This is a genomic window from Variovorax sp. Root411 (genome assembly GCF_001425205.1).
Classification (GTDB): domain Bacteria; phylum Pseudomonadota; class Gammaproteobacteria; order Burkholderiales; family Burkholderiaceae_C; genus Variovorax.
Genome location: NZ_LMDW01000012.1, coordinates 607014 through 633187 on the forward strand (window position 1 = coordinate 607014; position 26174 = coordinate 633187).

Genomic DNA, 26174 nt, shown 5'->3' on the forward strand with positions numbered 1-26174 from the left:
CACGAGGCCGATAATTCAGGCGGCTCTTGCGGCCTTTTACCGCTTTTCATGTGGCCTATTGCCCAATTTCCCATGGTTTTTGCATGACGTTTACCCCAAAGGCGCTGCTGCGCGTGTCTGTTGCCGTGGCCTTGATCACGATCGTGCTCAAGGGCCTGGCGGGTTACGTGACGAACTCGATGGGCCTGATCTCCGACGCGATGGAGTCCTTCGTGAACCTGGCGAGCGCCATGTTCGCGCTCGCCATGGTGACCATCGCCGAGCGGCCGGCCGACGACGACCATCCCTACGGCCATCACAAGGCCGAGTACTTCTCCTCGGGCTTCGAGGGCATCCTGATCGTGGGCGCGGCCATCGCGATCCTCTGGGTCTCGGTGCAGCGCCTGCTGTCGCCGCAACCGCTCGAGCAACTGGGCTGGGGCCTGGCGCTGTCGGTGGTCAGTTCGGGCTTCAACGCCGGCCTGGCCTTCCTGCTGTTCCGCGCGGCCCGCACGCATCGCTCGATCGCGCTGGAGGCCGACGGCCGCCACCTGATGACCGACGTGTGGACTTCCGCCGCGGTGGTCGTCGGCATCGTCTGCGTGCAGTTCAGCGGCTGGCTCTGGCTCGACCCGGTGCTGGCCATCGGCGTGGCGCTCAACATCGTGCGCGAGGGCGTCAAGCTGGTGTGGCGCTCGTCGCAGGGCCTGATGGATGAAGCTCTCGATGCCGAGACCCTCGCCACCGTGCGCGCCACGCTCGACGCCTTTGCCGCCCGCATGCCCGAAGGCACGCGGCTGCGCTTCGACGACATGGTGACGCGCAGCGCCGGCCAGCGCCGCTTCGCTGACCTGCACATGCACGTGCCGGGCCACTGGACCCTGCAGCACGCCGCCAGCATGCGCGACGAACTGGAGCAGGCCCTGATGGACGCGGTGCCCGGCCTGCGCGTCACGATCCAGCTCCTGCCCCTGACCATGGAAGCCCGCGCCACCCAGGCAGGCGAACATCACCCCCTATGAAAGCTGTTCTTCAACGCGTGGCGAATGCGCGCGTCGACATTGCCGGCAGCACTGTCGGCGCCATCGGCGCGGGCCTGCTCGTGCTGCTCTGCGCCGAGCGCGGCGACACCGATGCGCTGGCCGACCGCATGCTCGCCAAGATCCTCAAGCTGCGCATCTTTTCCGACGAGGCCGGCAAGATGAACCTCAGCGTGCAGGACATCGGCGGCGGCCTGCTGGTGGTGAGCCAGTTCACGCTGGCGGCCGACGCCAGCGGCGGCAACCGCCCCAGCTTCACGCAGGCCGCGCCGCCCGACGAGGGCCGCCGGCTCTACGAGTACTTCGTGGCGCAGGCGCGCGCCGTGCATCCGGTGGTGGCCACCGGCGAGTTTGGCGCCGACATGCAGGTGCACCTGCTGAACGACGGGCCCGTCACCATCCCGCTGCAGATGGCGGCGTAGCGGGCGCTATTTGCCGTAAGGGCTGCGGATGCCCAGCCCCGCGAGGATCTCGATCTCGTAGGCTTCCATCTCGTCGGCGTCGGCCTCGCTGGTTTCGTGGTCCCAGCCCTGCGCATGCAGCGTGCCGTGCACCAGCAGGTGCGCGTAGTGGTCGGCGAGCGTCTTGCGGTTTTCCTTCGCCTCGCGCGCCACCACCGGCGCGCACAGCACGAGGTCGGCCATCACCAGCGGGCTTTGCGCGTAGTCGAAGGTCAGCACGTTGGTCGCGTAGTCCTTGCCGCGGAACTCGCGGTTCAGGCGCTGGCCCTCGTCGGCATCGACGATGCGCACGGTGATCTCGCCGTCGATGTCGAGCGCGTGGCGGATCCAGCGCGTCACGCTGTGGCGCGGCAGCGCGGCGCGGTGGCGCTCCACGCCCTTGAAGCGCCCGAACTGCAGCGAGAGAGAAAGCGCGGGGAGCCTGGAGGCGGCCATCTCAGTGGCCTCCCGCGCGCTTGCGCTGGCCGTCGTAGGCGTCGACGATCTTCGCCACCAGCGGATGCCGCACCACGTCGGCACTCGTGAAATGCGTGATCGCGATGCCGTTCACGCGCCGCAGCACGCGCTCGGCGTCGATCAGGCCGCTCAGCTGCTGCTTGGGCAGATCGATCTGGCTCACGTCGCCCGTCACCACCGCCTTCGCACCGAAGCCGATGCGCGTGAGGAACATCTTCATCTGCTCGACCGTGGTGTTCTGCGCCTCGTCGAGGATCACGAAGGCGTTGTTCAGCGTGCGCCCCCGCATGAAGGCCAGCGGGGCGATTTCGAGGGCGTTGCGCTCGAAGGCCTTCTGCACCTTCTCGTAGCCCATGAGGTCGTAGAGCGCGTCGTACAGCGGGCGCAGGTAGGGGTCGACCTTCTGCGTCAAGTCGCCCGGCAGGAAGCCGAGCCGCTCGCCCGCTTCCACCGCGGGCCGCGTCAGCACGATGCGCTGCACGGCGGCGCGCTCCAGCGCATCGACCGCACAGGCCACCGCGAGATACGTCTTGCCCGTGCCCGCAGGGCCGATGCCAAAGGTGATGTCGTGCTTCGCGATGTTGTCGAGGTACTGCGCCTGCGTGGGCGTGCGCGCGCGCAGGTCGGTGCGGCGGGTGACGAGCATCGCGAGGTCGTCGTCGCCGTCGAGCATCGAGCCGTCGCCGGCCAGCGTGAGCTGCACCACGGCCGGATCGATGACGCGCTGGGCGATTTCGTACAGCGCCTGCAGCACGTCCATTGCGCGCTGCGCGGAGGCCTTGGGGCCGTCGACCTTGAACTGTTCGTGGCGGTGCGCGATCTTCACGCCCAGCGCTTCCTCGATGCGGCGCAGGTGCGCGTCCAGAGGTCCGCACAGGTGGCCGAGGCGCGAGTTGTTCAGTGGGGTAAAGGTGTGTCGCAGAATCACGCCGGACATTTCAAGGAAAAAGGGCACCCATGATAGGCAAACTGACCGGCACGCTCGCTGAGCGCAATCCGCCGCAGGTGGTGGTGGACTGCAACGGCGTCGGCTACGAGGTCGACGTGCCGATGAGCACGTTCTACAACCTCCCTGGCACCGGCGAGCGCGTGTCGCTGCTCACGCACTTCGTCGTGCGCGAGGACGCGCAGATTCTCTACGGCTTCGGCACGGCCGAGGAGCGCGCGGCTTTTCGCCAGCTCATCAAGATCACCGGCGTGGGACCGCGCACGGCCCTGGGCCTGCTTTCGGGCATGAGCGTGGGCGAGCTGTCGCAAGCGATCACGACGCAGGAGCTGGGCCGGCTCGTGAAGATACCGGGCATCGGCAAGAAGACCGCCGAGCGGCTGCTGCTGGAACTCAAGGGCAAGCTCGGCGCCGACATCGGCCTGCCGGCGCATGCGGCATCGGACGCGCAGGCCGATATCCTCCAGGCGCTGGTCGCGCTCGGGTACAGCGACAAGGAGGCTGCGCTCGCGCTCAAGGCGCTGCCGAAGGATGCGACTGTGAGCGAAGGGATCAAGCTGGCGCTGAAGTCGCTGGCTAAGTGAGCGTGATTCAGGGCGCGCTCACGCCGACGGGGTACCTTGCTCCGCGAATGTCCCCCGGCCTGCGGCCTCCTCCTTTATTTCGCTGCGCAAGGCACCCCATCGGCGTGAGCGATGGACGCTGCGGTCGAACCGCCCCGGCACAAGCAGAGCGCTCGTGTGCGAATGACATTCGCGGAGGGGAGTACCCGGTGTCATTCGCACGCCCCCTGAATCAAGCACGCGCCAAAACACTCAGGGATGGATCTTCTCGCCCTTCGCCAGCATCTCCACGAACTGCGCAATGCGCCGCGCCCGCGTCTCGGGCTTCTTCGCGCCCTGCGTGCGGAACAGCACCGCGAAGCGGTTTCGCGAATCGAGCGTGGCGAAGAACTTCGCGGCCTTCTTGTTCGCATCGAGCGCAGCCTGCAGGTCGGGTGGCACCGTCGCCGCGCTGACGCCCTCATAGGCCGCGTCCCAGCGGCCGTCGGCCTTCGCGCGCTCGATCTCGGCATGGCCGGCCGGCTGCATGCGGCCTTCCTCGATGAGCTTCAGCACCTTGGCGCGGTTGATCTGCGACCAGATGCTGCGCCTGGTGCGCGGCGTGAAGCGCTGCAGGAAGTACTGCGCGTCCTCGCTCTTGCGCTGGCCGTCGATCCAGCCCCAGCACAGCGCTTCTTCCAGTGCGGTGGGGTGGTCGATGGAAGCGAGGCCGCTGTCTTTCTTCGCGATGCGCAGCCACACGCCGGCGGCGGTGGCATGGTGCCGCTTGAGCCAGCGCGCCCACGAGGCGGCATTGGTGCACTCCACGGGCGTGTCGTGCGCAACGCGCTCTTCCGCCTTGCTCACGGCACCCACCAGTAGCGCAGCGCGTGAAAGTAGATCGGCGCCGCGAAGACCACCGAGTCGAGCCGGTCGAGCATGCCGCCGTGGCCCTCGATCATCGAACCCCAGTCCTTCACGCCGCGGTCGCGCTTGATGGCCGACATCACGAGGCCACCGAAGAAGCCCATCAAACAGATGATGAGCGCCATCAGCGCCGCCTGCCACGGGTTGAACGGCGTGGCCCAGTACAGCGCCGCGCCCAGCGCGGTGGCGCTCGCCACACCGCCGACCAGGCCTTCCCAGGTCTTGGAGGGCGACAGCTCGGGCGCCACCTTGCGCTTGCCGAAGAGCTTGCCCCACACGTACTGCAGCACGTCGCTGCCCTGCACCACGATCACGAGGAACGCGATCAGCAGCAGGTTGCGGCCCTCGAAGCCCGGTATCTGCAGCGTGAGCAGCGCGGGCACGTGGCTGATGCAGAACACGCACACCATCAGCCCCCACTGGATCTTCGATGTGCGCTCCAGGAAGCGCTGCGTGTCGCCGCCCATCGCCGCAAGAATGGGCAGCAGCAGGAAGGCATAAACCGGAATGTAGATGGCGTACAGCCCGTACCAGTCGATCCAGATCAGGAAGTACTGCCCCGGCAGCGCAACGAAGAAGGCCAGCGCGATCGCTCCGTGGTCGCCGCGCCGCGTGTAGGCCAGGCTGATGAACTCGCGCAGCGCGTAGAACGAGATCAGGTAGAACAGCACGATCACGCCGCCCTTGCCGAAGGCGAAGGCAATGCCGATCACCGCCACCATCACCCACCACGCGTTGACGCGCGAGTTGAGGTTGTCGATCACCGAATGCGGCTGGCCGCTCGCCACCCGCCACTTGAGCAGCGCGCCGATGGACGAGGCCAGCACCAGCACGCCGAAGACGCCGCCGAAGAGCTTGAAGGTGGTCCAGGCGAAAGGGGATAGCTCGATCATGCGGCGGTCCCTGCGTTCTGGTTGTTCTGGCCGTTGGATTCAATGCGGTCGTATTCGGGTCGCAGGTCGAGCATCGCCGTGCGCGCGCGGGCCAGGAACGACACCTTGTCCTCCCCTTCCGCCAGCGTGATCGGCGTGCCGTAGCGCACCGTGCAGGCCAGCGGAATCGGCACCAGAACGCCTTTGGGCAGCACGCGCTTCAGGTTCTCGATCCACACCGGCACCAGCCGCACGTGGGGGCAGGCGCGCGCCAGGTGGAACAGCCCGCTTTTCAGCGGCAGCAGGATGTCTTCGCCCGTGTTGCGCGTGCCTTCGGGGAACATGATGAGCGAGTCGCCGCCCTCCAGCGCCTCCTTCATCTGCTCGACCGGGTTGCCGCCCTGGCCCGAGCCGTCGCGCCGAATCATCAGCGCGTTGAACACGTCCTTGCCGATGAAGTTGCGCAGCTTCGAGGCTTCCCAATAGTCCTGCCCCGCCACCGGCCGCGTGAGCCCGCGCAGGTCGGGCGGCAGTGTGGCCCACAGCAGCACGAAGTCGCCGTGGCTCGTGTGGTTGGCGAAGTACAGCGTCTGCTCGGCCTTCGGCGTGGTGCCCGACCAGATGGCGCGCACGCCGGTCAGCAGGCCGGCCGCGCCGATGATCAGCTTGCCGGCGACGACGGCGAGGCCGCGCCGCAGCACGGTGCTGTCGGCAGTGTTGTCGTTGTTCTTGTTTTCTTCTGTGGTCAAGACAGATCCTGTGTCATCAAGGCAAGTAGGAACAGGGCGCTCTGGCAGGCCACCACGATGGCGTGGCGCTGCATGAGCTGGCGGGTGCCCTGCACGCGGTCGTCGAGCGGGCGGGGGGCGTGCTGCGACGGCGGCGGCTCGCGCAGCCCGAGGGCCGAGAGCGCGCGGTCGAGCGCATCAAGCGAGGCGACGGTGCCGCGCGCGAGGCCGTCGAACAGCGCCCCGTCGAAGCGCAGCCGGAATGCGAAGTAGCGTTCCAGCGCGCCGAGGATCACGACCGCGCCGAAGCTCATGGCGGCCGTGGCCGAGAGCGAGCGCAGCGTCAGCGCGAGCACCAGCGCCGAGATGCAGGTGAGCGCGAAGCCCCAGAGGGCCAGCAGCGCGATGGCGCGCAGCAGGCCCGCCAGCGCGGCGCAGGTGGTTCGTTCGTTGTCATCGGTCATGGGGCGGCACCTCCGGCAAGGGCTTGAAGGGCTCCAGCGACAGGCGCCACGCACCCCGCAGCACGATCTGCGGACGTGCGCGGCGCACCGCGTCCTCGGCCTGGGCGACGCCGCCGGCCGCGCCATAGCGGCCCAGCCAGGCGATCGCCGCAGCCGCGCTGCGCGAGAAGCCGAGCGCGCAGCAGACCCACACTGTCGCACCATCCGCACTGCGGCGCTGGCTTTCGATGACGGCCGCCGCGCGCTGCAGGCGCACGGTCGGCGGCACCGTGAGGTCGAGCAGCGGCACGCAGCGCGCATGCGGCACACCGGCCGGCGTCTGCAACTCGGCGCACAGGCTCACCAGCCGGGGCTGCCCGGCCGCCAGCCATTCGGCGCGCGTCGGTCGGCGGCCGAGCCGCAGGCCAGGCACCACCTCGACCGAGGCCGGCAGCCTGCACGTCCAGAGCCAGGCGTTGACGGCGGCGCCGAGGCGGTAGGGCGCCAGCATCCAGCGCGCCGCCCAGCCCATGCTGCCACGGCCGTCCATTTGAAAGCCGCGTGCGCCGAAGCCGACGTAGTTCAGCGCCACCAGCGCGAGCGATGCGGCCGGCCATGCGAGCCACAGCGCGACGCCGCCACTACACAGCGCGGCAGCCAGGAACAGCGCCGCACCGGCCGCATAGAACACCGCCAGCTTCCAGCGCTGGGCGTCGCGCGTGCAGCACCATGCGCGCGGCATCGACACCACGCGCTCCAGCGGCCACAGCCACACGCAGAACAGGCCGAGTAGCGCGCCGGTCGGAATGTCGATGAAGTGGTGCTGCCACGTCGTGAGCACCGAAGCGCAGATGGCGAACGCCCACACATGCAGCACCAGCCGCGCCCACGGCGCGCGCAGGAACTGCCGATACCAGTCCCACAGGATCACGGCCAGCGCGATGTGCAGCGAGGGCGCCTGGTTGAACGGCTGGTCGAAGCCGCGCAGCGCATTGAACAAAAAGGCCGGCGCCCCCTCGACCGGCGGCTGCCCGAAGCTGAAGTGCAGCGGCCAGACGATGAAGCAGGTGCAGGCGACGAGCGTGGCAGTCACCAGCCGCAGCGCATGCCGGTCCAGCGTGTGCCGGCTGCGCGCAAGGAACAGCGACAGCGCGTAGAACACGTTGATCGTCCAGTAAGGGAAGATCGTCCACGGCCAGAAGGGCACCTGCCGCTCCCACGCGAAAGCCATCGACGGCACGTTGGCACGTGTGGTCGCCCACCAGTTGGCGAGGCCGTAGGTCGCATAGAACAGCGGCCCCAAGAACACCAGCCATGCGGCCGCGCGCTTCCAGGGTCGTCGTGCCGCAGCGGCGGTCATTGCGTGACGCGAACCGCCAGAGACACCGTGAAGATGCCCCACTCGTCGACCCGCTGGTCGATCTTGCGGAAGCCCGCTTCCTCCACCAGCTGGTCCATCTCGTGCTGCGTGCGGCGGCGCATCACCCAGGCTTCGCCCTGGCGGTGGCTGGTGAGGGCGCGCGCGATCATCTCGAGCTGCGGGTGCCAGGGTTGCCCGGTGTAGACGAGATAGCCGCGGTCTTCCACCGCATCGCCCACGCCCGCGAGCGAGCGCCGCACCATCTCGTTGTCGGGGAACAGCTCGTACAGGCCCGACACCACGGCCAGCGTGGGCCGCGGCGTGACGCTCGCGAGGCTCATGCGGTGGAAGGCGTCGGCCTGCACGAACTGCGCGACGTCTTCCAGGCCCTTCTCGGCGATGAGTGCGCGGCCGTCGCGCACGTTGATGTCACTGTAGTCGCGCAGCAGGATCGAGCTGGCCTTGACCGGGCTGGCCAGCACCGCGTCGAGCACGTAGCGGCCGTGGCCGGCGGCGATGTCCATCACGCGCACCTCGCGGTGCATTTCGGCCAGGTGCTCCATCGCGATGCGCAACAGCTCCTCGACGTGGATCTTGCGCTGGCGGATGCCGCGCCAGCCGATGGAGTTCAGGTACGTGTTGTCGATGGACCGGCCGAACGGGCCCTTGCCTTGCGGATGGTTGCGGTAGACATAGTCGAGCGTGCTGCCCGAGTCGAAGCCGGTCGCGTGGCCCAGCTTGATGCCTTCCGACATCGTGCCGCCCAGCTTCAGGCCCGCGCGCGTCATGGCCCAGTAGGCGCCGCGCGGCGACAGGGGTGACAGCGGCTCGCCCAGCGCGCGCGACTCGTCGGCCGTGTCGCCGCTCAGGTGCGCCTCGCGGCGGTCGACCGGCACGGCCGGCTCGTCGAAGCGCTGCAGGATGAATTCGCGGATCGATGCCACCGCCGGCGCCCGGTCTTTCTCGCCCAGCGTGTCGTGGAAGAAGCCCGGCAGCTCGGTCTTCGTTTTCACCGCGCTGCCCAGCCGCTCGAAGAACTGGTGCTGCGGCTTGTGGTGCACCACCCAGTCGGCGCCCGAAATGAGCAACTGCACCGGCAGCGTGATCGCATTGGCGTCGGCCACCACGCGGTCGGCGGCTTCGTACAGGCCCAGCAGGATGTTGACCGCGATGGGGCGGGAGATCAGCGGGTCGCTCTCGTAGCTCGCGATGCGTTCCGGGTCGTGCGTGAGGAACTTCGCCTTCACGTAGCTGTTGACGAAGAACAGGCCGCGCAGCTTGTGCATCAGCCCGAGCCCGGCGCGCGCGAAGGGCACGTACAGCTTCACCTTGAAGGCCGGCGAGGCGAGCGTGAGGCCGCGCACCTTGGGTGCGTAGTCGTGCGCCCAGGTGGCGATCAGCACCGCGCCCACGCTCTGCGCGACGACGTGGATGTCTTGCTCGGGCACGCCGTGCGCGCTGCCGATGTGCTGCACGAAGGTCTGCACGTCGCGCACCGAGGTGCCGAAGCTGGGGCTGTAGCCGCGTTGCCCGGGCGATCGGCCGTGGCCGCGGGCGTCCCAGGCGAAGAAGTCGAAGTCGGGCAGGTCCAGCTCGTCGACCAGGTGCGCCATGCGCGCGCCGTGCTCGTGGCCCCGGTGGAACAGCACGATGGCGCCGCGCCGCGTGGCGCCGGTGGCCGGCCAGTGGCGGTAGAAAAGCGATTCACCGTCGTGCGTCTGGAAGTGATGCTCGGCGGCAAGGCGTGGAGTGGTGTCGTTCATTGAATCCCTGTGATCCTTGGTTCTTGTCTTGTTCAGTAGCGGCCGGCCGCGTCGGCCTCGGCCAGCGCGCGGCGGATGCGGTTGACGGTGGTCCAGGCCACCAGCGCGGCCAGCAGCGGCATCAGCCAGGCCGTCCAGCCCGGCAGCGGCCCGCCCAACGCCACGTACAGGCCGAGCGCGCCGAATACGAAGGCCCGGTCGCTCTTGCCCAGCGGGCCGTCGTAGCGGCGCGAGGCGCCCACCGTGGGGCCCAGCGCGCCGGCGAATTCGCTCAGCCCGGCCAGCACGATCACCGTGCCGACCCAGAACGGACTGAACGGCGCCACCAGCGCAAAGGGCAGGTAGAGCGCGGCGTCCGAGACCACGTCGGTCAGTTCATTGAGAAAGGCGCCCAGCCTGCTCTGCTGGTTGTGCTCGCGCGCCAGCATGCCGTCGATGGCGTTGAAGGCCATGCGCAGGAACATCCACAACGGGATGAGCGCAAAGGCGCGCAGAGAAGGCGCCGCGAAGAACAGCCAGAGCCCGAGCGCGACCGACACCACGCATGCCGCCAGCGTGACCTGGTTGGCGGTGACGCCCATCGCATGCAGGCGGACCACCAGCGGCCGCAGCAGGGCCTGGAAACGCGGCTTCAGTTCGTAGATCGACACGTGCTGGCTTCTCCTCGTTTGTTATATGGCCGGATACACGGCCGGAGCATTCTGCCAGTGTGGCAGGCACTAAACTCGCCGTCGAAGAACCCCCTCGCAATGACCATCCAGACCGACGACTTCGCGCCCGCCCCCCAACGCGTGGTGTCCGCTGCCCCCGCTTCGCCCAACGAAGAGGCGATCGAACGGGCCCTGCGCCCGAAGCTGCTCGACGAGTACGTCGGCCAGGCCAAGGTGCGCGAGCAGCTCGAGATCTTCATCGGCGCCGCGCGCAAACGCCAGGAGGCGCTCGATCACGTGCTGCTGTTCGGCCCGCCCGGCCTGGGCAAGACCACGCTGTCGCACATCATCGCGGCCGAGCTCGGCGTGAACCTGCGCCAGACCTCGGGCCCCGTGCTCGAGAAGCCCAAGGACCTGGCGGCGCTGCTGACCAACCTCGAACCGAACGACGTGCTCTTCATCGACGAGATCCACCGGCTGAGCCCGGTCGTCGAAGAAATTCTCTACCCCGCGCTGGAGGACTACCAGATCGACATCATGATCGGCGAGGGCCCCGCGGCGCGCAGCATCAAGCTCGACCTGCAGCCCTTCACGCTGGTGGGCGCCACCACCCGCGCCGGCATGCTGACCAATCCGCTGCGCGATCGCTTCGGCATCGTCGCCCGGCTGGAGTTCTACACGCCCGAAGAGCTGGCGCTGATCGTGCGCCGCAGCGCCGGCCTGCTCAAGGTCGAGACCGATGCGGCCGGCGGCTTCGAGATCGCACGCCGTTCGCGCGGCACGCCCCGCATCGCCAACCGCCTGCTGCGCCGCGTGCGCGACTATGCAGAGGTGAAGGGCGACGGCCGTATCACCGAAGACATCGCGCACAGGGCGCTCGCCATGCTCGACGTCGACCCGCAGGGCTTCGACCTGATGGACCGCAAGCTGCTCGAAGCCGTGATCCATCGCTTCGACGGCGGCCCGGTGGGGCTCGACAACGTCGCGGCCAGCATCGGCGAGGAGCGCGACACGATCGAGGACGTGATCGAGCCTTACCTCATCCAGCAGGGCTACCTGCAGCGCACACCGCGCGGGCGCATCGCCACCCTGGCGGCGTACCGGCACCTGGGCGTTACGCCGCCTTCGAGCCGTTCCGACGGACAAGACCTGTTTGGAGTCTGAAGACGCATGCACACCCATGACCTGAGCGCCTGGCGGCACGACCACCATTTCGGTTCCGACACCGCCTCCGCCGAGCGCAGCACGCGCCTCGTGATGTGGATCACCGCGGCGATGATGGTGATCGAGATCGGTGCCGGCTGGTGGTTCAACTCGATGGCGCTGCTGGCCGACGGCTGGCACATGAGTTCGCATGCACTGGCCATCGGGCTGAGCGCGTTTGCGTATGCCGCCGCGCGGCGCTATGCGCGCGACCCGCGCTTCGCCTTCGGCACTTGGAAGATCGAGGTGCTCGGGGGCTTCGCCAGCGCGCTGGTGCTGCTGGGCATCGCGGTGCTGATGGTCGCGGGCTCGCTGGAGCGGCTGTGGTCGCCTTCGGCGATCCACTACCCCGAAGCCATTTCGGTGGCGGTGCTGGGGCTGGTGGTCAACCTGGCCTGCGCGCGGCTGCTGGGCGGGGCGCATCACCACCATCATCACGGGCATGACCACGGGCATGGGCATGGTCACGACCTGAACCTGCGCTCCGCCTACATGCACGTCGTGGCCGACGCCGCCACCTCGGTGCTGGCCATCGCGGCGCTGCTCGGCGGCTGGTTCTACGGCTGGGCCTGGCTCGACCCGGCGATGGGCATCGTCGGCGCGGTGCTGGTGGCGGTCTGGGCCAAGGGGCTGCTGAAGGAAACCGGCAAGGTGCTGCTCGACCGCGAGATGGACCACCCCGTCACAGAGGAAATCCGCGAAGGCGTCGAGACGATGCTGGCCGAGTCGGAAACGCGCGTGGCCGACCTGCATGTGTGGCGCGTGGGGCGCGATGCGTATGCCTGCGCGCTGACGGTGGTGACGCATTCGATGACGCTGACAGCCGACGAGGTGCGCGCCTGCTTCTCGATGCACGAGGAAATCCGCCACTCGACGGTGGAAATCCAGCGCTGCGTGGATTGAGTGGTTCTTGCTCCTTCCCCCGGAAGGGGAGGGAGAAATGCCTGGTCTGCGTCACGAGGATGTCACGGGTTCGCCATCGCGCCGTCACGCCGCGGTGGGAGCCTACCCGTCCATGCAACGCGACGACGCTTTCCTTCGCGCATGGCGCGACACCGCGACCCGGGCCCTCGACCCGGAGGACGACGATCGCGCTCGTCCACCCCTGCAATTCCGCACCCTGTGGATCTCCGACCTGCACCTGGGCACGCCCGGCTGCCAGGCGCGTGCGCTGCTCGACTTCCTGAAGCACACCGAGTGCGAGACCCTGTTCCTGGTCGGCGACATCATCGACGGCTGGCAGCTCAAGCGGCACTGGTACTGGCCGCAGGCGCACAACGACGTGATCCAGAAGCTGCTGCGCAAGGCGCGCAAGGGCACGCGCGTGATCTTCATTCCGGGCAACCACGACGAGTTCGCCCGCAAGTACCTGCACCACAACTTCGGCGGCATCGACGTGGCCGAGGAATGGATTCATGAAACCGCCGATGGCCGCAAGCTCTGGATCATTCACGGCGACCTTTTCGACGGCGTGATCCAGTGCGCCAAATGGCTCGCCTACGTCGGCGATTCGCTCTACGAATTCACGCTCAAGCTCAACCGCCACCTCAACTCGCTGCGCGCGCGCATGGGGCTGCCGTACTGGTCGCTCTCGAAGTACCTCAAGGGCAAGGTCAAGCGGGCGGTGAGCTACGTGGGCGACTTCGAGAACGCCGTGGCCCGCGAGGCCCGCAAGCGCGGCGCGCAGGGCGTGGTCTGCGGCCACATCCACCATGCCGAGATGCGCGACATCGACGGCATCTTGTATTGCAACGACGGCGATTGGGTCGAGAGCCTGACGGCGCTGGCCGAGCATGCCGATGGCACGCTGGAAATCATCGACTGGGCCCAGCACATGCCCGTGCCGGCAAAGGCGGCGCCGCAGCGCGAAGCGGTCGCGGCCTGAACGCGGCGCTCAGCGCTTGCGGACAGGTCCGTTCGCCGGGTGGCCGAGCTGATCGCGCCAGGCGTCGTAGTGCCTGAACATGCTCTTGCTCACCTCGTCCATCCACAGCCACCAAGCCAGCGCGAGGTTCTCGGGCCCCGGGATGTCCGCCGCCTCCTGAAGAGAAGGGGCCGGTGGTTCGGGCAGTTCGTAGTCGCACAGCCGTTCGACGCTGGCGTGCGAGAAGCCGGGAATGACAGAGCTCAAGGTTGCTTCCTTCGAAGGTGGCGCACTTTCTGTGACGCCCGGAACGACTCCCGTACGAATTGAAACATCGGCCTGCGCGGCGGGCCATCGGACTATCCCGAATAAATGAAAACAAAAGTCTTCGTCGACGATTGGCGCGCGAAGCGCGGCTCATCGCACATGCGCATTCGTCGCTTCCGACGATGCCTGCGGGGCGCCTGCGCGCCAAGATGGCGCTACACGGCAGGCGCTCCGCGCGGAGCCGAAGGAGACGAGGCATGGCAGGTCCACTGCAGGGGTTGCGGGTCATCGAGATGGCGGGCATCGGCCCCGGCCCGTTCTGCGCGATGCTGTTCGCCGACATGGGCGCGGAGGTGATCCGCATCGCCCGGCCCGGCACGCAGGCCGATGCGCACGACATCCTCGCGCGCGGCCGCAGCACGCTGCAGGTCGACCTGCGTGCGGAAGGCGCGGCGCAATCCGTGCTCGATGCCGTCGAGAAGGCCGACGTGCTCATCGAAGGCTTCCGCCCCAGCGTCATGGAGCGCCTGGGCCTTGGCCCCGCGCCCTGCCACGCGCGCAACCCGCGCCTGGTCTACGGCCGCATGACCGGCTGGGGCCAGCACGGGCCGCTGGCGCATGCCGCGGGGCACGACATCAACTACATCGCCATCAGCGGCGCACTGCATGCCATCGGCCGCGCGGGCGAGCCGCCCGTGCCGCCGCTCAACTACGTGGGCGACTTCGGCGGCGGTGCGATGCTGTTGGCCTTCGGCATTCTCGCCGCGCTGCACGAGGCGAAGCAGTCGGGGCAAGGGCAGGTGGTCGATGCCGCCATGACCGATGGCGCTGTGCTGCTGTCGGCCATGATGTATGGCTTCAGGTCGGCCGGCCGCTGGAGCAACCAGCGCGGCGAGAACATGCTCGACGGCGGCGCGCATTTCTATGACACCTACGCCTGCGCCGACGGCCGGTACGTGGCGGTGGGCGCCATCGAGCCCCAGTTCTACGCGCTCCTGCGCGAGCGCTGCGGCATCGCCGACGACCCCGCTTTCGACGCGCAGATGGACGCCGACCGCTGGCCACTGCTCAAGCTGCGCATGGCCGACGTGTTCCGCACCCGCACGCGCGACGAGTGGTGCGTGCTGCTCGAAGGCAGCGACGCCTGCTTCGCGCCCGTACTCGACTGGGACGAGGCCCCCGAGCACCCGCACAACGTGGCGCGCGGCACCTTCGCCACCGTGGGCGGCGTGGTGCAGCCCGCGCCCGCGCCGCGCTTCAGCCGCACCGCGCCGGTCGTGCCCCCGGCCGCCGCGCGCGACGACGGCGAGACCGTGCTGCGCCGCTGGGGCGTGGCGGCCCACGCCATCGCACCGCCGTGCGCTTCCTGACGAAGCAAGCCGACGACAACGAAGGAAGACAACATGCCCATCGATTTCCGCCGCTCCTGGAGCGACGAAGACCTCGAGCTGTACCGCGACAACGTGGTGCGCTTCATCGAGACCGAGATGCTCCCGCACGACGAGGAAGCTCGCAGGCGCGGCCACGTCGGCCACGAGATCTGGCGCAAGGCCGGCGCGCTCGGCCTGCTGTGCGCGGACATCCCCGAAGAGTTCGGCGGCGGCGGCGGCGACTTCCGCCACGAGGCCGTGTTCTACGAGGAGTGCGCGCGGCGCGGCCTGAGCGGCATGAGCACGTCGGTGCACGCCATCGTGGCGCATTACTTCCTGAACCACGGCACTGAAGAACAGAAGCGGAACTACCTGCCGCGCATGGCGCGCGGCGAACTGGTGGGCGCCATCGCCATGACCGAGCCCGGCGCAGGCTCCGACCTGCAGGGCGTGCGCACCCGCGCCGAGAAGAAGGATGGCGGCTACCTCATCAACGGCTCCAAGACCTTCATCACCAATGGCTTTCTCGCCGGCGTGGTGCTGGTGGTGGCCAAGACCGATCCGTCGCAGGGCGCAAAGGGCACGTCGATCCTCATCGTCGAGACCGGGGGCTGCCCGGGCTTTCGCGTGGGCCGCGTGCTCGACAAGATCGGCATGAAGGCGCAGGACACCTCGGAGCTCTTCTTCGACGACGTGCGCGTGGGCGCCGACGCCCTGCTGGGCGGCGTGGAAGGGCAGGGCTTCTTCCAGCTCATGGGCGACCTGCCGTACGAGCGCACCATCATCGGCCTGAGCGCGCAGGCCACCATGGAAGGCGCCTACCAGGCCACGCTCGACTACGTACGCGACCGCAAGGCCTTCGGCAAGCCGATTGCCGAGTTCCAGAACACCCGGTTCAAGCTGGCCGAGATCGCCACGCAGATCAAGGTGGGCCGCGCCTTCATCGACCGCTGCGTGGAAGACCTCGTGGCCGGCAGGCTCGACACCGCCACCGCTTCGATGGCCAAGCTCTGGGGCTCGGAGACGCAGGGCCGCGTGGTCGACGAGTGCCTGCAGCTGTTCGGCGGCTACGGCTTCATGAGCGAATACATGGTGGCGCGCATGTACGCCGACGCCCGGGTGCAGCGCATCTACGGCGGCACCAACGAGATCATGAAGGAGGTGATCTCGAGGGCGCTGTGAGCAGCAGCGCGTTCAGGACAGCCGCCGGATCTCCGCCCGCGCAATTTCGCGGTGGTGGTACGACGGCGAGAGGCCGATGAACTGCGTGTACTTGTCGCGCGCCGCATCGGGGTGGCCCGCGTCTTCCAGCTCCAGCGCTTCCAGCGTGAACTGGGTGAAGAGCCGATTGGCATCGTTCTCGCGCGGCGACGCGGCCAGCGACCTGGGCTGCAGCTCGGGCTGCGCGGTGTAGATCTTGCGCTGTACCTCGATCACCTCGATCAGCGCGCGGCCGATGCGCTGGATGTTCTCGTCCACAGGGCCGAGATCGGTCGCCCGCACATCCGTCGCGGCCTGGTCCAGCAAGTGCGAGGCCACGCGCAGCAGTCGGTGAAGCTGCTTGTATTTCATGGGCAGGTCGCTCCGTGCACGTGGCTGGTCCCGGGCTTCGCCGCTTCAGCGAAGCCGTTTTCTTGCAAGACTCTCATTCGCCGGCTTTCTCGGTGCGCTGCTTGTCGGCGAGCTGGCGCTCCCGTTCGGCGATGGCCAGGTTCTTGGCCTCGTCGGCGCCGTGCGTCTTCACCGAGAACGCCTTGCTCACGCTGCCCTTGCCCGTGGTGTAGGTGATGGCCAGCCAGTAGCCGGGATGGCTCGGCTTGGGCGTCTTGAAGTGAACACCGCTCACGCCGCTGGTGTTGTTGCGCCGGGTGATCTCCGACTTCGAGCGCTTGGCCGTGCGCGGCCCGGGCGCATGAGCCGACAGCCCCATGCGGATCGCCTCCTCGGCCGGGTGTATGCGCGCCAGCCCCGTCATGCGCTTGAGCTGCTGCGCGCGCTCCTGGACCGCCAGCGCCTGCGCGGAGTCGCCCAGCTCCGCAACCGGGAAGTCGGTGCGAAGAATTTCGTCCGGCGCGATGTAGGTCTTGGCCATCCACGCCCGCACCCGGCCGCCCGGCGCCACGTGGTGGAACACGCCTGGCACGCCGGTGCTGTTGTTGACGCGGCGCTTCTCGGCCCGCACGCGGCGCGCCTGTGGCGGCACGTTGCGCACGATGAAGTCGCGCCAGTCCTGCGCATGGAGCAGCGCCTGCTCCGCGCCGCCATAGCTGGCCTTGCCGAACAGCCTGTGGTGGCGAACACCGTTGCGTACGATGGAAACTTCGAAACCCCAGGACCTGGAGTAAATGCCGTACATGGCTGCCGGATTGGGGATTCCTTTGGGCATTCTCGACGTGATGCTGCTGCTCTCAGCGGTGCTGATTTCGATGGACTCCCCGAGTTGCCTGCCGCTCGTTGGCGCACGCATTTCGCAGCTATTTTGGCCGAAGCGCAATGACAACTCCGCGGAGGCAGTCATGCACGGGACAACGCAGTGAAAGGGCCTCACTGCTGCGGCCTCGCCTCGACGGCGGCCTGGCCGTGCCGGCTGGCCTCCCGTTGGAGGGAAAGGGCGAGCGTGCAGGTGGCGGCGGTGTCCGGCATCAGCTTCTGCTCGAGCTGACGCTCGCGCTCCTCGATGGCCATCAGCTTGGCCTTCTCGGGGCCGTGCTCCTTGATGGAGAAAGCCTTGCTCACGCTGCCCTTGCCCGTGGTGTAGGTGATGGCGAGCCAGTAGCCCGGGTGGCCCGGGTTGGGCGCCTTGAAATGCACGCCGCTCACACCGCTGGAATTGGTGCTGCGCCTGATCTCAGACTTCGAGCGCTTGGGCGACAGCAGCCCGGCGGGAAGGGCCGGCGGGCCCTTGCGGATCGTTTCCTCGGCCGGATGCAGCCTGGCCAGCCCGGCCATGCGCTCCAGCTGCCGCGTCCGCTCCTCGACGGCCAACTCCTGCGCGGCCTCGCCCACCGCGTTCACCGCAAAGTCGGTGCGCAGGATCTCGTCGTGCCCGATGTAGGTCTTGGCGACCCAGGCCCGCACCCTGCCGTCCGAGGCGACCTGGCAGAAGACGCCGGACACGCCGGTGGTGTTGTTGATTCGCAGCTTCTCGGCCCGGGTGCGCCGCGGCACCGGTGGCACGCTGCGCACGATGCCGTCGCGCCAGTCCTGCGCCTGAAGCAGCGCCTGTTCCTCGCTGCCGTAGCTGGCGCGGCCGAACTGCTTGTAGTAGCGCGTGCCGTTGCGCACGATCGACACCTCGAAGCCCCAGGGGCGAGAGTAGATGCCGTACATGGCGGCAGGATTCGGGGTTCCTTTGGGCATGATGGCTCCGGCTTTCGCCGCTCCCTTACTCGCTATCTGTTGCCTGCTGTCGCGGCAGTTGGAAGACTCTGACCTCTGGAGGAATGCTAGGGATTGGCCAGTGGTCGGGGAATCACCGGAATCAGTAGTAATCGGGAGCACCGGCCCGACAGGGCAGCGCCGACGGTGTCCGCCTAACGGATCACGCCGAGCTTGCGCGCAATCGCCACCGCCTGCGTCCGGCTCTTCGCATCGAGCTTCATGTTGATGTTGCGCAGGTGCGTGCGCACCGTGCTGTCCGACACGAACAGCTTTTCAGCCATCGCGTTGTTCGAGTACCCCTCGGCCAGCAGCTGCAGCACGCGGATTTCCTTGCGGGTCAGCGGCTCCTTCATCGCATCGGCCGCGGGTGCCTCCGCCTCGCCACTGCTGGCCGGCCCGGCCGCCTGCAGCAGTCGCTGCAGGTGATCGGCGAGTATCGGATCGCTGCTGCCGCGCGTGCCCTCGTGCATGGCCGCCGCATACCGGTGCAACAGCGTGCTCACCGTCGGGCCTTCGTCGAGGATCAGCCGCATGAATCCTTCCTGGCTCGCCGTCCGCAGCACCTCGCCGATCTGCTCGATCGCGGCGGCCGCGTCGCCGATGCGCTGCAGTGCCAGCGCGCGCAGCACCCTGAGCTTGAGTGCGCGCCGGTTGCGGGCTGAGGCCAGCGCCGCATGCAGCTCGGCGTCGAGCGCGCCCAGTGCCGTGCGCGCATCGCCGAAGGCGATTTCCCAGCGGGCCTTTGCCAGCGCGAGGTAGTCGAGGTCGTGCGCAGGCAGGCGCTGCCGCCGCTCGCTGTCCCACAGCGCGGGGTCGTCGGCGCGCAGCAGTTCGTCGTGCGATGCGGGGCCGTTGCCCTGCAGAAGCAGCATGCGCGAGCGCTCCAGTTTTGCGCCCGCCACCACGCGCGGCAGCTGCCCGTGGTGGCCCAGGTATTCGAGCTCGGTCAGCGCCTGGAACGCGGCGTCGATGTCGCCCGCATGGAACGCGAGCCGCGAGCGCATCACGTGGCTCAGGATCATGTGGTCCGGCAGGCCCACGTCGCGCGCCAGCGGCAGGTACACGTTCAACAGGTGCTCGGCCTGCACCAGCTGGTTGGTCTCATACACGGCGCCCGCGTACAGCACGCCGGCCCATGCATTGCCATGGCTGTGGTTGTACGACACCGCATGCGTCGAATCGACCGCCATGCGCAGCCGCGCGGTGGCCTGCCGCAAGCGGCCTTCCTGCAGGTCGAACAGGCCGGCCAGCGACTCGGTGTACATGCGGTTGAAGGTGCTGTTGCCCTGCTCGCGCCGCGCGGCGTCGAGCAGGCGCCGCGCCTCGTGCGGGTCGCCGCGCACGGCCAGGATGTGGGCCATGGCGTTGAGCAGCACGCTGTCGGCAAAGGCCAGGCCGGTGGGCAGGCGCGCCAGGCTCTGGCGGCCGGCCTCGTAGGCTTCGTCGTGGCGGTCCTGCATGGCCAGCAGCAGGGGCACCAGCGTGTGGGCGCTTGCACGCACCTCGGCGATGGGACTGTCGAGGCAGCCCGACTTTTCGAGCTGCCGCATGGCGTCCCACGGGCCGTGCGTGAAGCAGGTGGCCCACAGCGAGATGGGCTGCAGGAACGGATGCTCGCGCAGCTGGTGTTCGGGAATGGCAGAGAACCAGCGTGCCAGCATGCGCATGCGGCCCTGCTCCAGGAACTGCGTCGCGTAGCTGTCCAGCAGGGTCAGCGCATATGGATGGTCGCCGCCTTCGATCGCGTGGTCGATGGCGGGCACGGGGCGGTCGTGCGACTCGTACCAGCCCGAAGCCGCGAGGTGCAGGCGCTCCAGCTCGCCAGGCAGTTCGCGCGCCAGTTGCGCGCGCAGGAAGTCGGCAAACAGGCTGTGATAGCGCCACGCATCGCCGTCGCCGCTCACGGGCGTGAGGAACAGGTTCGACGCGGCCAGCCGTTCGAGGATGGCTGCGCAGTCCACGCGCGGGCACAGCGCCTGGCACACCGATGCATCGAGCTGCCGCAGGATGCTGGTGCGCAGCAAGAAGTCGCGGATGTCCTTCGGCTGGTGCGCGAGCACGTCTTCGGCCAGGTAGTCGGCCACGGCGCGGTCCGAGCCCGAGAAGCGTTCGATAAAACCGGTCCCGGTGCCATGCCGCTCCAGCGCCATCGACGCGAGCCAGATCGCGGCCACCCAGCCTTCGGTCTTGCGGTGCAGCTGCGACACCATGTCGGCCGGCAGCACCCGGGCCGCATGCAATTGGCGCAGGCCGAAGAAGGCGCTGGTCTCCTCGAGGCTGAAGCGCAGGCGGTCGGTGTCGATCTCCAACAGCTGGCCGCGCGCGCGCAGCCGCCCCAGGCCCAGGTCGGGCAGGCTGCGCGAGCCGATCACGATCTGTCCGCCGCGCGGCAGGTGCTCGACGATCTCGCGCACCACGCCCAGCACCGCCGGCTCCTGCACCCTTTCGAAGTCGTCGAGGAACAGCGTGAAAGGCGAGTCGTGCGCGGCCAGCGCCGCCACTGCGTCGAAAGGTGCGTTGGCGCGCGGCTCTTCCACGCCCAGGCGCTGCACGGCTTCGGCCAGGCAGTTGAGAAAACGCGAGACGTCGTTGTCGGCGCGGTCCAGCGTGAGCCATGCCGTGGCCACGCCATGCGCCTCCCTGCGCTCGCGGATCTGCGCCATGGCCGTCGTCTTGCCGAAACCGGCCGGCGCCCGCACGAGTACCAGCTTCACGGTCGCCGCGGCGACCTCCTCGCCGATGGCCGTGCGCGGCACTTGCGTGGCGACGAAGGCCGGCGGATTGAGCTTGGTTTCGAGAATCCGGGGTGTAGGGGGCTGCATGCGGCGCCGAAATCCCGTCGTTTCCGACGATGTGTGCAATCGATTCTGCTTCCTAAACTGGCGCGGGACAAACCCGCAAAGACACCTCAAGGACACCCAGAGATGCAACTCGATTCCAGCATTGCCGCCGTCGTCACCGGCGGTGCCTCGGGCCTCGGCGCCGCCACCGCACGCCGCCTTGCCGGCCATGGCGTGAAGGTCGCGCTGTTCGACCTCAACGCCGAACAGGGCGAGGCCCTGGCGAAGGAACTGGGCGGCGTGTTCTGCAAGGTCGACGTGACTTCCGAAGAGCAGGTCGATGCAGCGTTCGCCAGGGCGCGCGCCGCACACGGCCAGGAGCGCGTGCTGGTCAACTGCGCCGGCACCGGCAATGCGGTGAAGACCGCGAGCCGCGACAAGACGACGGGCGAGATCAAGCACTTTCCGCTCGCGAACTTCGACCGCATCATCCAGATCAACCTCGTCGGCACCTTCCGCTGCATCGCCAAGTCGGCGGCCGGCATGCTCACGCTCGGCATGCTGGAAGACGGCGAGCGCGGTGCCATCGTCAACACCGCCTCGGTGGCCGCGCAGGACGGGCAGATGGGGCAGGCGGCCTACACCGCATCGAAGGCCGGCATCGTCGGCATGACGCTGCCCATCGCGCGCGACCTCATGGGCGAGGGCATCCGCGTGAACACCATCCTGCCGGGCATCTTCGACACGCCGCTGCTGCAGGGCGCACCCGACAACGTGAAGGCCGCGCTGGCGGCGTCGGTGCCGTTTCCCAAGCGGCTGGGCAAGCCGGCGGAATACGCGACGCTGGCCGAGCTGATGATCACCAACGGCTATTTCAACGGCGAGAGCGTGCGGCTCGATGGGGCCATTCGCATGGCGCCGCGCTGACCCGAACCACCTTGCGAACACAGGAGAACCCCATGCCCGAAGCATTCATCGTCGCCGCCGCCCGCACCGCCGGAGGCCGCCGCAACGGCCGCCTTGCCGGCTGGCACCCGGCCGACCTCGCCGCGCAGGTGCTCGATGCCCTGGTGGCGCGCACCGGCGCCGACCCCGCGCTGGTCGAGGACGTCATCATGGGCTGCGTCGGCCAGGCCGGCGAGCAGGCATCGAACATCGCACGCAACGCGGTGCTGGCCTCGCGCCTGCCCGAATCGGTGCCGGCCACCTCGGTCGACCGGCAGTGCGGCTCGTCGCAGCAGGCGCTGCATTTCGCGGCGCAGGCCGTGATGTCGGGCAGCATGGACATCGTCATCGCCGCCGGCGTGGAAAGCATGACGCGCGTGCCGATGGGCCTGCCCTCCACGCTGCCGCTGAAGAACGGACTGGGCTTCTACATGAGCCCGCTCATGCACGAGCGCTACCCCGGCATTCAGTTCAGCCAGTTCACCGGCGCCGAGATAATCGCCAGGAACTACCGCATCGAGAAAGACGAGCTCGACCGCTATGCGCTCGAAAGCCACCGGCGCGCCATTGCGGCCACCGGGGCCGGCCACTTCGAGCGCGAGATCGTGCCCGTGGCGGTGCGCATGGCCGACGGCACCGAACCCGGCGAACTGCATACCACCGACGAAGGCATCCGCTACGACGCCACGCTGGAGAGCATCGCGGCCGTCAAGCTCATCGCCGAAGGCGGGCGCTGCACGGCGGCCACCGCGAGCCAGATCTGCGACGGCGCGAGCGGCCTGATGGTGGTGAACGAGCGCGGCCTGAAGACGCTGGGCGTGAAGCCGCTGGCGCGCGTACACCACATGAGCGTGATGGGCCACGACCCGGTCATCATGCTGGAGGCGCCGCTGCCCGCCACGCAGCGCGCGCTGAAGAAGGCGGGGATGAAGATCGACGACATCGATCTCTACGAGGTGAACGAGGCCTTCGCGCCGGTGCCTCTGGCTTGGCTGCAGGTGCTGGACGCCGACCCGGCCCGGCTGAACGTGAACGGCGGCGCGATCGCGCTGGGCCATCCGCTCGGCGCGTCGGGCACCAAGCTGATGACCACGCTGGTCCACGCGCTCGGCCAGCGCGGCAAGCGCTATGGCCTGCAGACGATGTGCGAGGGCGGTGGGATGGCCAACGTGACCATTGTCGAGCGGCTGTGAATGTGCGAAGGCGAGGCGTCAGTGGAAAGCTGGCTCAGGTCTTCACGCCTCCTTCGCGCGCCATCGAACCGCACCACTCGCCAGCACGATCCCCGGCACCACCAACGCCAAGGCCAGCAGCACCGCACCGGTGACCGGCTCGTTCATGCAGGCCGCCGCGCCCAGCGTGGTCAGCACCGGCACCAGCGCCGCCGATAGCGAGGCGCGCGGTGCACCCAGCCGCACGACGGCCACCATGTAAACAACCAGCCCGAGCAGTCCCGCGACCACGCCTTGCGTCGCGGCTTGCAGCGCGACATCGGGCCATGGCGCACTGAGCAGCCGCGGCGCGCCGACGGTCGACAGCACAGGCAACAGCAGCAGCGCCGACCATCCGTTCACGAACGCCGCGCCCTGCAACGGGGTGAGCCCGCAGTGCGCGAACGCGAGCGAGTGCACCGCCCACAGCATGGCCGCGGTCAGAAAGAGCAGGTCACCGCGCCAGTCGAGCGAGCCGCCGCGAAAACTCCCCGCGGCAAACAGCGCCATGCCGATGGCAATGCACGCCAGCCCGGCCAGCCTGATGCCTTCGACTTTCTGCCCCTTGTGCAGCCGCGCGCCAATGGCCGTGAAGAGCGGCAGGCTGCCCGCCATGAAGATGCCCATGTGGCTCGCGGGCGCCCATTGCGCACCGGCCAGCACCAGCAGACCGAAGGGCAGACCGCCGCCGACGACGAGCAGCACGAGCGCAACGCGCGAGGCCTTCGGTGCGATGCGCCTCTTCTTGCCGAACCACAGCGGCGCGAGCAACAGGGCAGGAATGCCATAGCGCATCAGCGCCAACTCCATTGGCCCGAGCGTGGTGGTCACGCCGTGGCGCGAGACGAGTTGCCAGGCGCTGCCGATGACGGCTGCGGCCAGTGCGGCGAGCAGGCCGGCGAAAAGATTGCGATCCATCGCGGCGAGTCTCGCGATCGCGCCGCGCGGCGGCTATCAAATTCGTGCGCTGGCCAGCATGCGGCGGGCCTCGCCCATCGTGACGCCCACATCGCGCCGGAACACCGCGCCCAGGTGGCTCTGGCTGCAATAGCCGAGGTCGTGCGCGATGCCCGCGAGGTCGCGGTCGCCATCGGCCAGCCGCTCCATGGCGGCTGCGAGCCGTAGATGCTGCCGGTACTGATGAAGGCTCAAGCCAGTTTGCTGCCGGAAGCTGCGCGCCAGGTGAAACGGCGAGCGCGAGACCGCATCGGCCACGTCGCGCAGCGAAAGCTTCGCCTCGCAGTCGGCGGTTTCCGCGAGCAGCCGCTTGACGCGTGCGACCGCACCCGTCAACGGCGCCTGCCGGCGCGACGCGCCGAGTTCATCGACCAGCGAAGCGACGGCATCTGCACCTGCATCGCCCGCGCGAAGCTGCCGCTGCGCCGCATGAACGCGGTACAGCGAGCGGGGCGACAGCAGGCAGAACGCCGGCGCTGCATCCGCGCGAGGCAAGCGGTGCCGGCTGACCACCATGCTGTGCCTGGCCGCGCGTGCCGCCAGCCGCAGCTGATAGACCATCGCATCGCCGAAGTGCATGGCGGTGAGTCCGTCGACCAGCCATGTGCTGTCGCCCGAGCGTACGTCGAGCACGGTGCGGCCTGTCGGAAAAATGATGCGTCGCGATTCGAGGGTGTAAGGCGCGCTCCAGTTGGGCCCCTGCTGCGCATGGGAACGCACGTGCTCGACCGTGAATTCGTGTCCGGCGTAGAGGAGGGTGCGGTCCTGGGGCATGGCGGGATTTTGCGCGCCGAGCCATCACGCAAACGGAAACGGTCCTTCCATCGTCCCGATGTGGCTCACATGGCTCACCATGCCGTGCGCTTCGCTCCACAGATGCAGCATGCAGCCCGGTCGGCCCATGTACGAGGCCGACGCCGCGCTGGCGTCCAGCTGCAGCGCGATCTCCGTCGTGCTGCTCGGGCACGAACACACGACCGTACCCGCCCAGCGCCGCAGCATGGTGCGGTGCACGTGGCCGCACAGCACCAGCTCGATGTTGTCGACGCTGTGCACGATGGCTTCGAGCGGCGCCGTGTCCATGTAGCGGTACGCGTCCATGTAGGGAATGCCGCTCGCGAAGGGTGGGTGATGGAGCATCAGCAGCGTCGGCTTGATGCGGTCGGCTTCGAGCGTGCGGCGCAGCCACGCCAGGCCCTGCGCATCGACATCGCCATGGTGAAGCCCGGGAATGCACGAATCCAGCGCCACAATGCGCACGGGATGGTCGTCAATGCAGTAGTGCAGCGCGCCTTCGACCGGCAGGTAGGCATGGTCCGCGAAGGCCGCACGAAAGTTCTCGTGGTGGTCGTGGTTGCCGGGGATCACGAGATACGGAAGCGACAGCTTCGCGAGCAGGCGCCGCACCTGCGCGTATTCCTCGGACCGGCCTTCGTCGACGAGATCGCCTGTCAGCAGCACCAGGTCCGGCCGGCGATCGAGCGCGTTCAGGTGGTCGATGGCTTCCTCGAACATGCGGTTCGAATCGGCCACGCCCTGGTAGAGCTGGCCGGCGGGGCGGACGTGGGGGTCGGAGATCTGTGCGATGAGCATGCGGCGCCTTGCTTGCGGATGCCACATCATCAAGCACGACCCGTTCCCCCCCGCGGATTCAGATGCCGACGAACTCCGCCACGTCGGCCAGCGGCGCGCGTTCGGTCACCAGCGCATCGAGCGGCCGGCTGCGGTTCGCATAGCCGATGGCCATGCCCGTGAACAGCATGCGTTCGGGCGGCAGCGCGATGAAGCGGCCGACGGTCTGCGGGTAGATCGCCCAGCATTCCTGCGGGCAGCTGTCGAGCCCTTCGCCGCGCAGCATCACGTTCTGCAGCATCAAAATGACATTGCCGGGCACCGGCGTATCGAGAAAATCGCGCACCGAGCGGCGGGTGGCGATGGCGTCCTGAACGTTCATGCAAAGGTCCTCTTGAGGGCGATGCTAGGGGCAACCCTCGAACGCCCTCAATCGTCCGTTTCGACGATGCGTCGC

28 protein-coding genes and 1 pseudogene are annotated in these 26174 nt (G+C 68.4%); 11 read left to right on the plus strand and 18 right to left on the minus strand.

From position 1 onward, the window contains the following. Positions 1-83: 83 nt before the first annotated feature. Both ASC92_RS13695 and dtd read left to right on the plus strand, forming a co-directional pair. Positions 84-1001 (plus strand): cation diffusion facilitator family transporter, encoded by a 918-nt coding sequence (locus tag ASC92_RS13695; RefSeq protein WP_056516104.1) that lies wholly within the window; start codon positions 84-86, stop codon positions 999-1001. Then, complete coding sequence (gene dtd / locus ASC92_RS13700) at positions 998-1441, plus strand: D-aminoacyl-tRNA deacylase (RefSeq protein ID WP_056516108.1); 444 nt, start codon at positions 998-1000, stop codon at positions 1439-1441. Before ASC92_RS13695 ends, dtd begins: the two co-directional genes overlap by 4 nt. 6 nt (positions 1442-1447) lie before the next feature. Here dtd and ybeY read toward each other — a convergent pair whose 3' ends face one another. Further along, positions 1448-1915, minus strand: a complete 468-nt coding sequence (ybeY, locus tag ASC92_RS13705; RefSeq protein ID WP_007827968.1) for an rRNA maturation RNase YbeY — start codon at positions 1913-1915, stop codon at positions 1448-1450. Position 1916: 1 nt separating this feature from the next. Next, the gene (locus ASC92_RS13710) at positions 1917-2864 is read right to left on the minus strand and encodes a PhoH family protein (RefSeq protein WP_056516436.1); all 948 of its coding nucleotides are present in this window, start codon (positions 2862-2864) and stop codon (positions 1917-1919) included. Between the two features lie 29 nt (positions 2865-2893). Here ASC92_RS13710 and ruvA point away from each other — a divergent pair, with 29 nt between their 5' ends. Next, complete coding sequence (gene ruvA / locus ASC92_RS13715; protein ID WP_007827972.1) at positions 2894-3466, plus strand: Holliday junction branch migration protein RuvA; 573 nt, start codon at positions 2894-2896, stop codon at positions 3464-3466. 231 nt (positions 3467-3697) lie between these two features. Here ruvA and ASC92_RS13720 read toward each other — a convergent pair whose 3' ends face one another. Genes ASC92_RS13720 through ASC92_RS13750 form a run of 7 tightly spaced genes read right to left on the minus strand, consistent with a single transcriptional unit; the run spans position 3698 to position 10167 of the window. Beyond that, positions 3698-4291: a YdeI/OmpD-associated family protein gene (locus ASC92_RS13720; protein ID WP_056516438.1), complete on the minus strand. Its 594-nt coding sequence runs from the start codon at positions 4289-4291 to the stop codon at positions 3698-3700. Further along, complete coding sequence (locus tag ASC92_RS13725; protein WP_056516111.1) at positions 4288-5244, minus strand: phosphatidate cytidylyltransferase; 957 nt, start codon at positions 5242-5244, stop codon at positions 4288-4290. The genes ASC92_RS13720 and ASC92_RS13725 overlap by 4 nt, the downstream gene beginning before the upstream one ends. Beyond that, positions 5241-5924, minus strand: coding sequence for a lysophospholipid acyltransferase family protein (locus ASC92_RS13730; RefSeq protein WP_056516441.1), 684 nt, complete (start codon positions 5922-5924; stop codon positions 5241-5243). The genes ASC92_RS13725 and ASC92_RS13730 overlap by 4 nt, the downstream gene beginning before the upstream one ends. Positions 5925-5968: 44 nt before the next feature. Continuing rightward, positions 5969-6415 carry a hypothetical protein gene (locus tag ASC92_RS13735; RefSeq protein WP_056516115.1) on the minus strand — a complete coding sequence of 149 codons (447 nt, stop codon included), beginning with the start codon at positions 6413-6415 and terminating at the stop codon, positions 5969-5971. Beyond that, positions 6405-7754, minus strand: coding sequence for a phosphatase PAP2/dual specificity phosphatase family protein (locus ASC92_RS13740; protein ID WP_056516118.1), 1350 nt, complete (start codon positions 7752-7754; stop codon positions 6405-6407). Before ASC92_RS13740 ends, ASC92_RS13735 begins: the two co-directional genes overlap by 11 nt. Next, on the minus strand, positions 7751-9517 hold the full coding sequence (locus ASC92_RS13745; protein ID WP_056516121.1) for a bifunctional alpha/beta hydrolase/class I SAM-dependent methyltransferase: 1767 nt from the start codon (positions 9515-9517) through the stop codon (positions 7751-7753). Before ASC92_RS13745 ends, ASC92_RS13740 begins: the two co-directional genes overlap by 4 nt. Positions 9518-9549: 32 nt before the next feature. Continuing rightward, complete coding sequence (locus ASC92_RS13750) at positions 9550-10167, minus strand: CDP-alcohol phosphatidyltransferase family protein (protein ID WP_056516123.1); 618 nt, start codon at positions 10165-10167, stop codon at positions 9550-9552. Positions 10168-10266: 99 nt separating this feature from the next. On the opposite strand from ASC92_RS13750, the gene ruvB reads away from it, so the two are divergent. The 3 genes from ruvB to ASC92_RS13765 all read left to right on the plus strand — a co-directional run bounded on the left by ruvB (position 10267) and on the right by ASC92_RS13765 (position 13255). Then, positions 10267-11331 carry a Holliday junction branch migration DNA helicase RuvB gene (gene ruvB, locus ASC92_RS13755; RefSeq protein ID WP_056516127.1) on the plus strand — a complete coding sequence of 355 codons (1065 nt, stop codon included), beginning with the start codon at positions 10267-10269 and terminating at the stop codon, positions 11329-11331. A 6-nt stretch (positions 11332-11337) separates the two neighbouring features. Continuing rightward, on the plus strand, positions 11338-12273 hold the full coding sequence (dmeF, locus tag ASC92_RS13760) for a CDF family Co(II)/Ni(II) efflux transporter DmeF (protein ID WP_056516130.1): 936 nt from the start codon (positions 11338-11340) through the stop codon (positions 12271-12273). Between the two features lie 112 nt (positions 12274-12385). Then, on the plus strand, positions 12386-13255 hold the full coding sequence (locus ASC92_RS13765; RefSeq protein WP_056516133.1) for a UDP-2,3-diacylglucosamine diphosphatase: 870 nt from the start codon (positions 12386-12388) through the stop codon (positions 13253-13255). Between the two features lie 9 nt (positions 13256-13264). Here the strand turns inward: ASC92_RS13765 and ASC92_RS13770 are convergent, their stop codons facing one another. Next, a complete protein-coding gene (locus tag ASC92_RS13770) occupies positions 13265-13501 on the minus strand; it encodes a hypothetical protein (protein WP_056516138.1) in 237 nt (78 codons plus the stop codon). A 257-nt stretch (positions 13502-13758) separates the two neighbouring features. Here ASC92_RS13770 and ASC92_RS13775 point away from each other — a divergent pair, with 257 nt between their 5' ends. Beyond that, positions 13759-14871, plus strand: a complete 1113-nt coding sequence (locus ASC92_RS13775; protein WP_056516141.1) for a CaiB/BaiF CoA transferase family protein — start codon at positions 13759-13761, stop codon at positions 14869-14871. A gap of 33 nt (positions 14872-14904) precedes the next feature. Next, a complete protein-coding gene (locus ASC92_RS13780; RefSeq protein WP_056516144.1) occupies positions 14905-16053 on the plus strand; it encodes an acyl-CoA dehydrogenase family protein in 1149 nt (382 codons plus the stop codon). Positions 16054-16065: 12 nt separating this feature from the next. On the opposite strand, the gene ASC92_RS13785 is transcribed toward ASC92_RS13780, so the two are convergent. Then, positions 16066-16443, minus strand: coding sequence for a hypothetical protein (locus ASC92_RS13785; RefSeq protein ID WP_056516147.1), 378 nt, complete (start codon positions 16441-16443; stop codon positions 16066-16068). 73 nt (positions 16444-16516) lie between these two features. Next, a complete protein-coding gene (locus ASC92_RS13790) occupies positions 16517-17227 on the minus strand; it encodes an AP2 domain-containing protein (protein ID WP_056516150.1) in 711 nt (236 codons plus the stop codon). Between ASC92_RS13790 and ASC92_RS13795 the strand changes: the two genes are divergently transcribed. After that, on the plus strand, positions 17226-17408 hold the full coding sequence (locus ASC92_RS13795) for a hypothetical protein (protein ID WP_056516153.1): 183 nt from the start codon (positions 17226-17228) through the stop codon (positions 17406-17408). The two genes, ASC92_RS13790 and ASC92_RS13795, sit on opposite strands and share 2 nt — an antisense overlap. Positions 17409-17415: 7 nt before the next feature. Here ASC92_RS13795 and ASC92_RS13800 read toward each other — a convergent pair whose 3' ends face one another. Both ASC92_RS13800 and ASC92_RS13805 read right to left on the minus strand, forming a co-directional pair. Then, a complete protein-coding gene (locus ASC92_RS13800; RefSeq protein WP_082519588.1) occupies positions 17416-18231 on the minus strand; it encodes an AP2 domain-containing protein in 816 nt (271 codons plus the stop codon). A gap of 173 nt (positions 18232-18404) precedes the next feature. Beyond that, positions 18405-21074 carry a LuxR C-terminal-related transcriptional regulator gene (locus ASC92_RS13805; protein WP_056516159.1) on the minus strand — a complete coding sequence of 890 codons (2670 nt, stop codon included), beginning with the start codon at positions 21072-21074 and terminating at the stop codon, positions 18405-18407. 102 nt (positions 21075-21176) lie between these two features. On the opposite strand from ASC92_RS13805, the gene ASC92_RS13810 reads away from it, so the two are divergent. Beyond that, entirely contained in the window at positions 21177-21959 is a 783-nt protein-coding gene (locus ASC92_RS13810) for an SDR family NAD(P)-dependent oxidoreductase (protein WP_056516162.1), read from the plus strand. Between the two features lie 32 nt (positions 21960-21991). After that, on the plus strand, positions 21992-23170 hold the full coding sequence (locus tag ASC92_RS13815) for an acetyl-CoA C-acetyltransferase (protein ID WP_056516165.1): 1179 nt from the start codon (positions 21992-21994) through the stop codon (positions 23168-23170). A gap of 42 nt (positions 23171-23212) precedes the next feature. On the opposite strand, the gene ASC92_RS13820 is transcribed toward ASC92_RS13815, so the two are convergent. The 4 genes and pseudogenes from ASC92_RS13820 to ASC92_RS13835 form a co-directional block, all read right to left on the minus strand. Next, positions 23213-24106, minus strand: a complete 894-nt coding sequence (locus ASC92_RS13820) for a DMT family transporter (protein WP_056516168.1) — start codon at positions 24104-24106, stop codon at positions 23213-23215. 36 nt (positions 24107-24142) lie between these two features. After that, the gene (locus ASC92_RS13825) at positions 24143-24919 is read right to left on the minus strand and encodes a helix-turn-helix domain-containing protein (RefSeq protein WP_056516171.1); all 777 of its coding nucleotides are present in this window, start codon (positions 24917-24919) and stop codon (positions 24143-24145) included. Between the two features lie 24 nt (positions 24920-24943). Continuing rightward, complete coding sequence (locus ASC92_RS13830; RefSeq protein WP_056516174.1) at positions 24944-25738, minus strand: phosphodiesterase; 795 nt, start codon at positions 25736-25738, stop codon at positions 24944-24946. Positions 25739-25796: 58 nt separating this feature from the next. Continuing rightward, positions 25797-26021 (minus strand): annotated as a pseudogene (locus ASC92_RS13835) (nitroreductase); the annotation flags it as partial. Positions 26022-26174: the final 153 nt, after the last annotated feature.

Coding starts and splice junctions, on each gene's coding strand:
- ASC92_RS13695 (WP_056516104.1), top strand. CDS start 84: ATGACGTTTACCCCAAAGGCGCTGCTGCGCGTGTCTGTTGCCGTGGCC.
- dtd (WP_056516108.1), top strand. CDS start 998: ATGAAAGCTGTTCTTCAACGCGTGGCGAATGCGCGCGTCGACATTGCC.
- ybeY (WP_007827968.1), bottom strand. CDS start 1,915: ATGGCCGCCTCCAGGCTCCCCGCGCTTTCTCTCTCGCTGCAGTTCGGG.
- ruvA (WP_007827972.1), top strand. CDS start 2,894: ATGATAGGCAAACTGACCGGCACGCTCGCTGAGCGCAATCCGCCGCAG.
- ASC92_RS13725 (WP_056516111.1), bottom strand. CDS start 5,244: ATGATCGAGCTATCCCCTTTCGCCTGGACCACCTTCAAGCTCTTCGGC.
- ASC92_RS13735 (WP_056516115.1), bottom strand. CDS start 6,415: ATGACCGATGACAACGAACGAACCACCTGCGCCGCGCTGGCGGGCCTG.
- ASC92_RS13740 (WP_056516118.1), bottom strand. CDS start 7,754: ATGACCGCCGCTGCGGCACGACGACCCTGGAAGCGCGCGGCCGCATGG.
- ASC92_RS13745 (WP_056516121.1), bottom strand. CDS start 9,517: ATGAACGACACCACTCCACGCCTTGCCGCCGAGCATCACTTCCAGACG.
- ruvB (WP_056516127.1), top strand. CDS start 10,267: ATGACCATCCAGACCGACGACTTCGCGCCCGCCCCCCAACGCGTGGTG.
- dmeF (WP_056516130.1), top strand. CDS start 11,338: ATGCACACCCATGACCTGAGCGCCTGGCGGCACGACCACCATTTCGGT.
- ASC92_RS13765 (WP_056516133.1), top strand. CDS start 12,386: ATGCAACGCGACGACGCTTTCCTTCGCGCATGGCGCGACACCGCGACC.
- ASC92_RS13775 (WP_056516141.1), top strand. CDS start 13,759: ATGGCAGGTCCACTGCAGGGGTTGCGGGTCATCGAGATGGCGGGCATC.
- ASC92_RS13780 (WP_056516144.1), top strand. CDS start 14,905: ATGCCCATCGATTTCCGCCGCTCCTGGAGCGACGAAGACCTCGAGCTG.
- ASC92_RS13785 (WP_056516147.1), bottom strand. CDS start 16,443: ATGAAATACAAGCAGCTTCACCGACTGCTGCGCGTGGCCTCGCACTTG.
- ASC92_RS13795 (WP_056516153.1), top strand. CDS start 17,226: ATGGCTGCCGGATTGGGGATTCCTTTGGGCATTCTCGACGTGATGCTG.
- ASC92_RS13790 (WP_056516150.1), bottom strand. CDS start 17,227: ATGTACGGCATTTACTCCAGGTCCTGGGGTTTCGAAGTTTCCATCGTA.
- ASC92_RS13800 (WP_082519588.1), bottom strand. CDS start 18,231: ATGCCCAAAGGAACCCCGAATCCTGCCGCCATGTACGGCATCTACTCT.
- ASC92_RS13805 (WP_056516159.1), bottom strand. CDS start 21,074: ATGCAGCCCCCTACACCCCGGATTCTCGAAACCAAGCTCAATCCGCCG.
- ASC92_RS13810 (WP_056516162.1), top strand. CDS start 21,177: ATGCAACTCGATTCCAGCATTGCCGCCGTCGTCACCGGCGGTGCCTCG.
- ASC92_RS13815 (WP_056516165.1), top strand. CDS start 21,992: ATGCCCGAAGCATTCATCGTCGCCGCCGCCCGCACCGCCGGAGGCCGC.
- ASC92_RS13820 (WP_056516168.1), bottom strand. CDS start 24,106: ATGGATCGCAATCTTTTCGCCGGCCTGCTCGCCGCACTGGCCGCAGCC.
- ASC92_RS13825 (WP_056516171.1), bottom strand. CDS start 24,919: ATGCCCCAGGACCGCACCCTCCTCTACGCCGGACACGAATTCACGGTC.
- ASC92_RS13830 (WP_056516174.1), bottom strand. CDS start 25,738: ATGCTCATCGCACAGATCTCCGACCCCCACGTCCGCCCCGCCGGCCAG.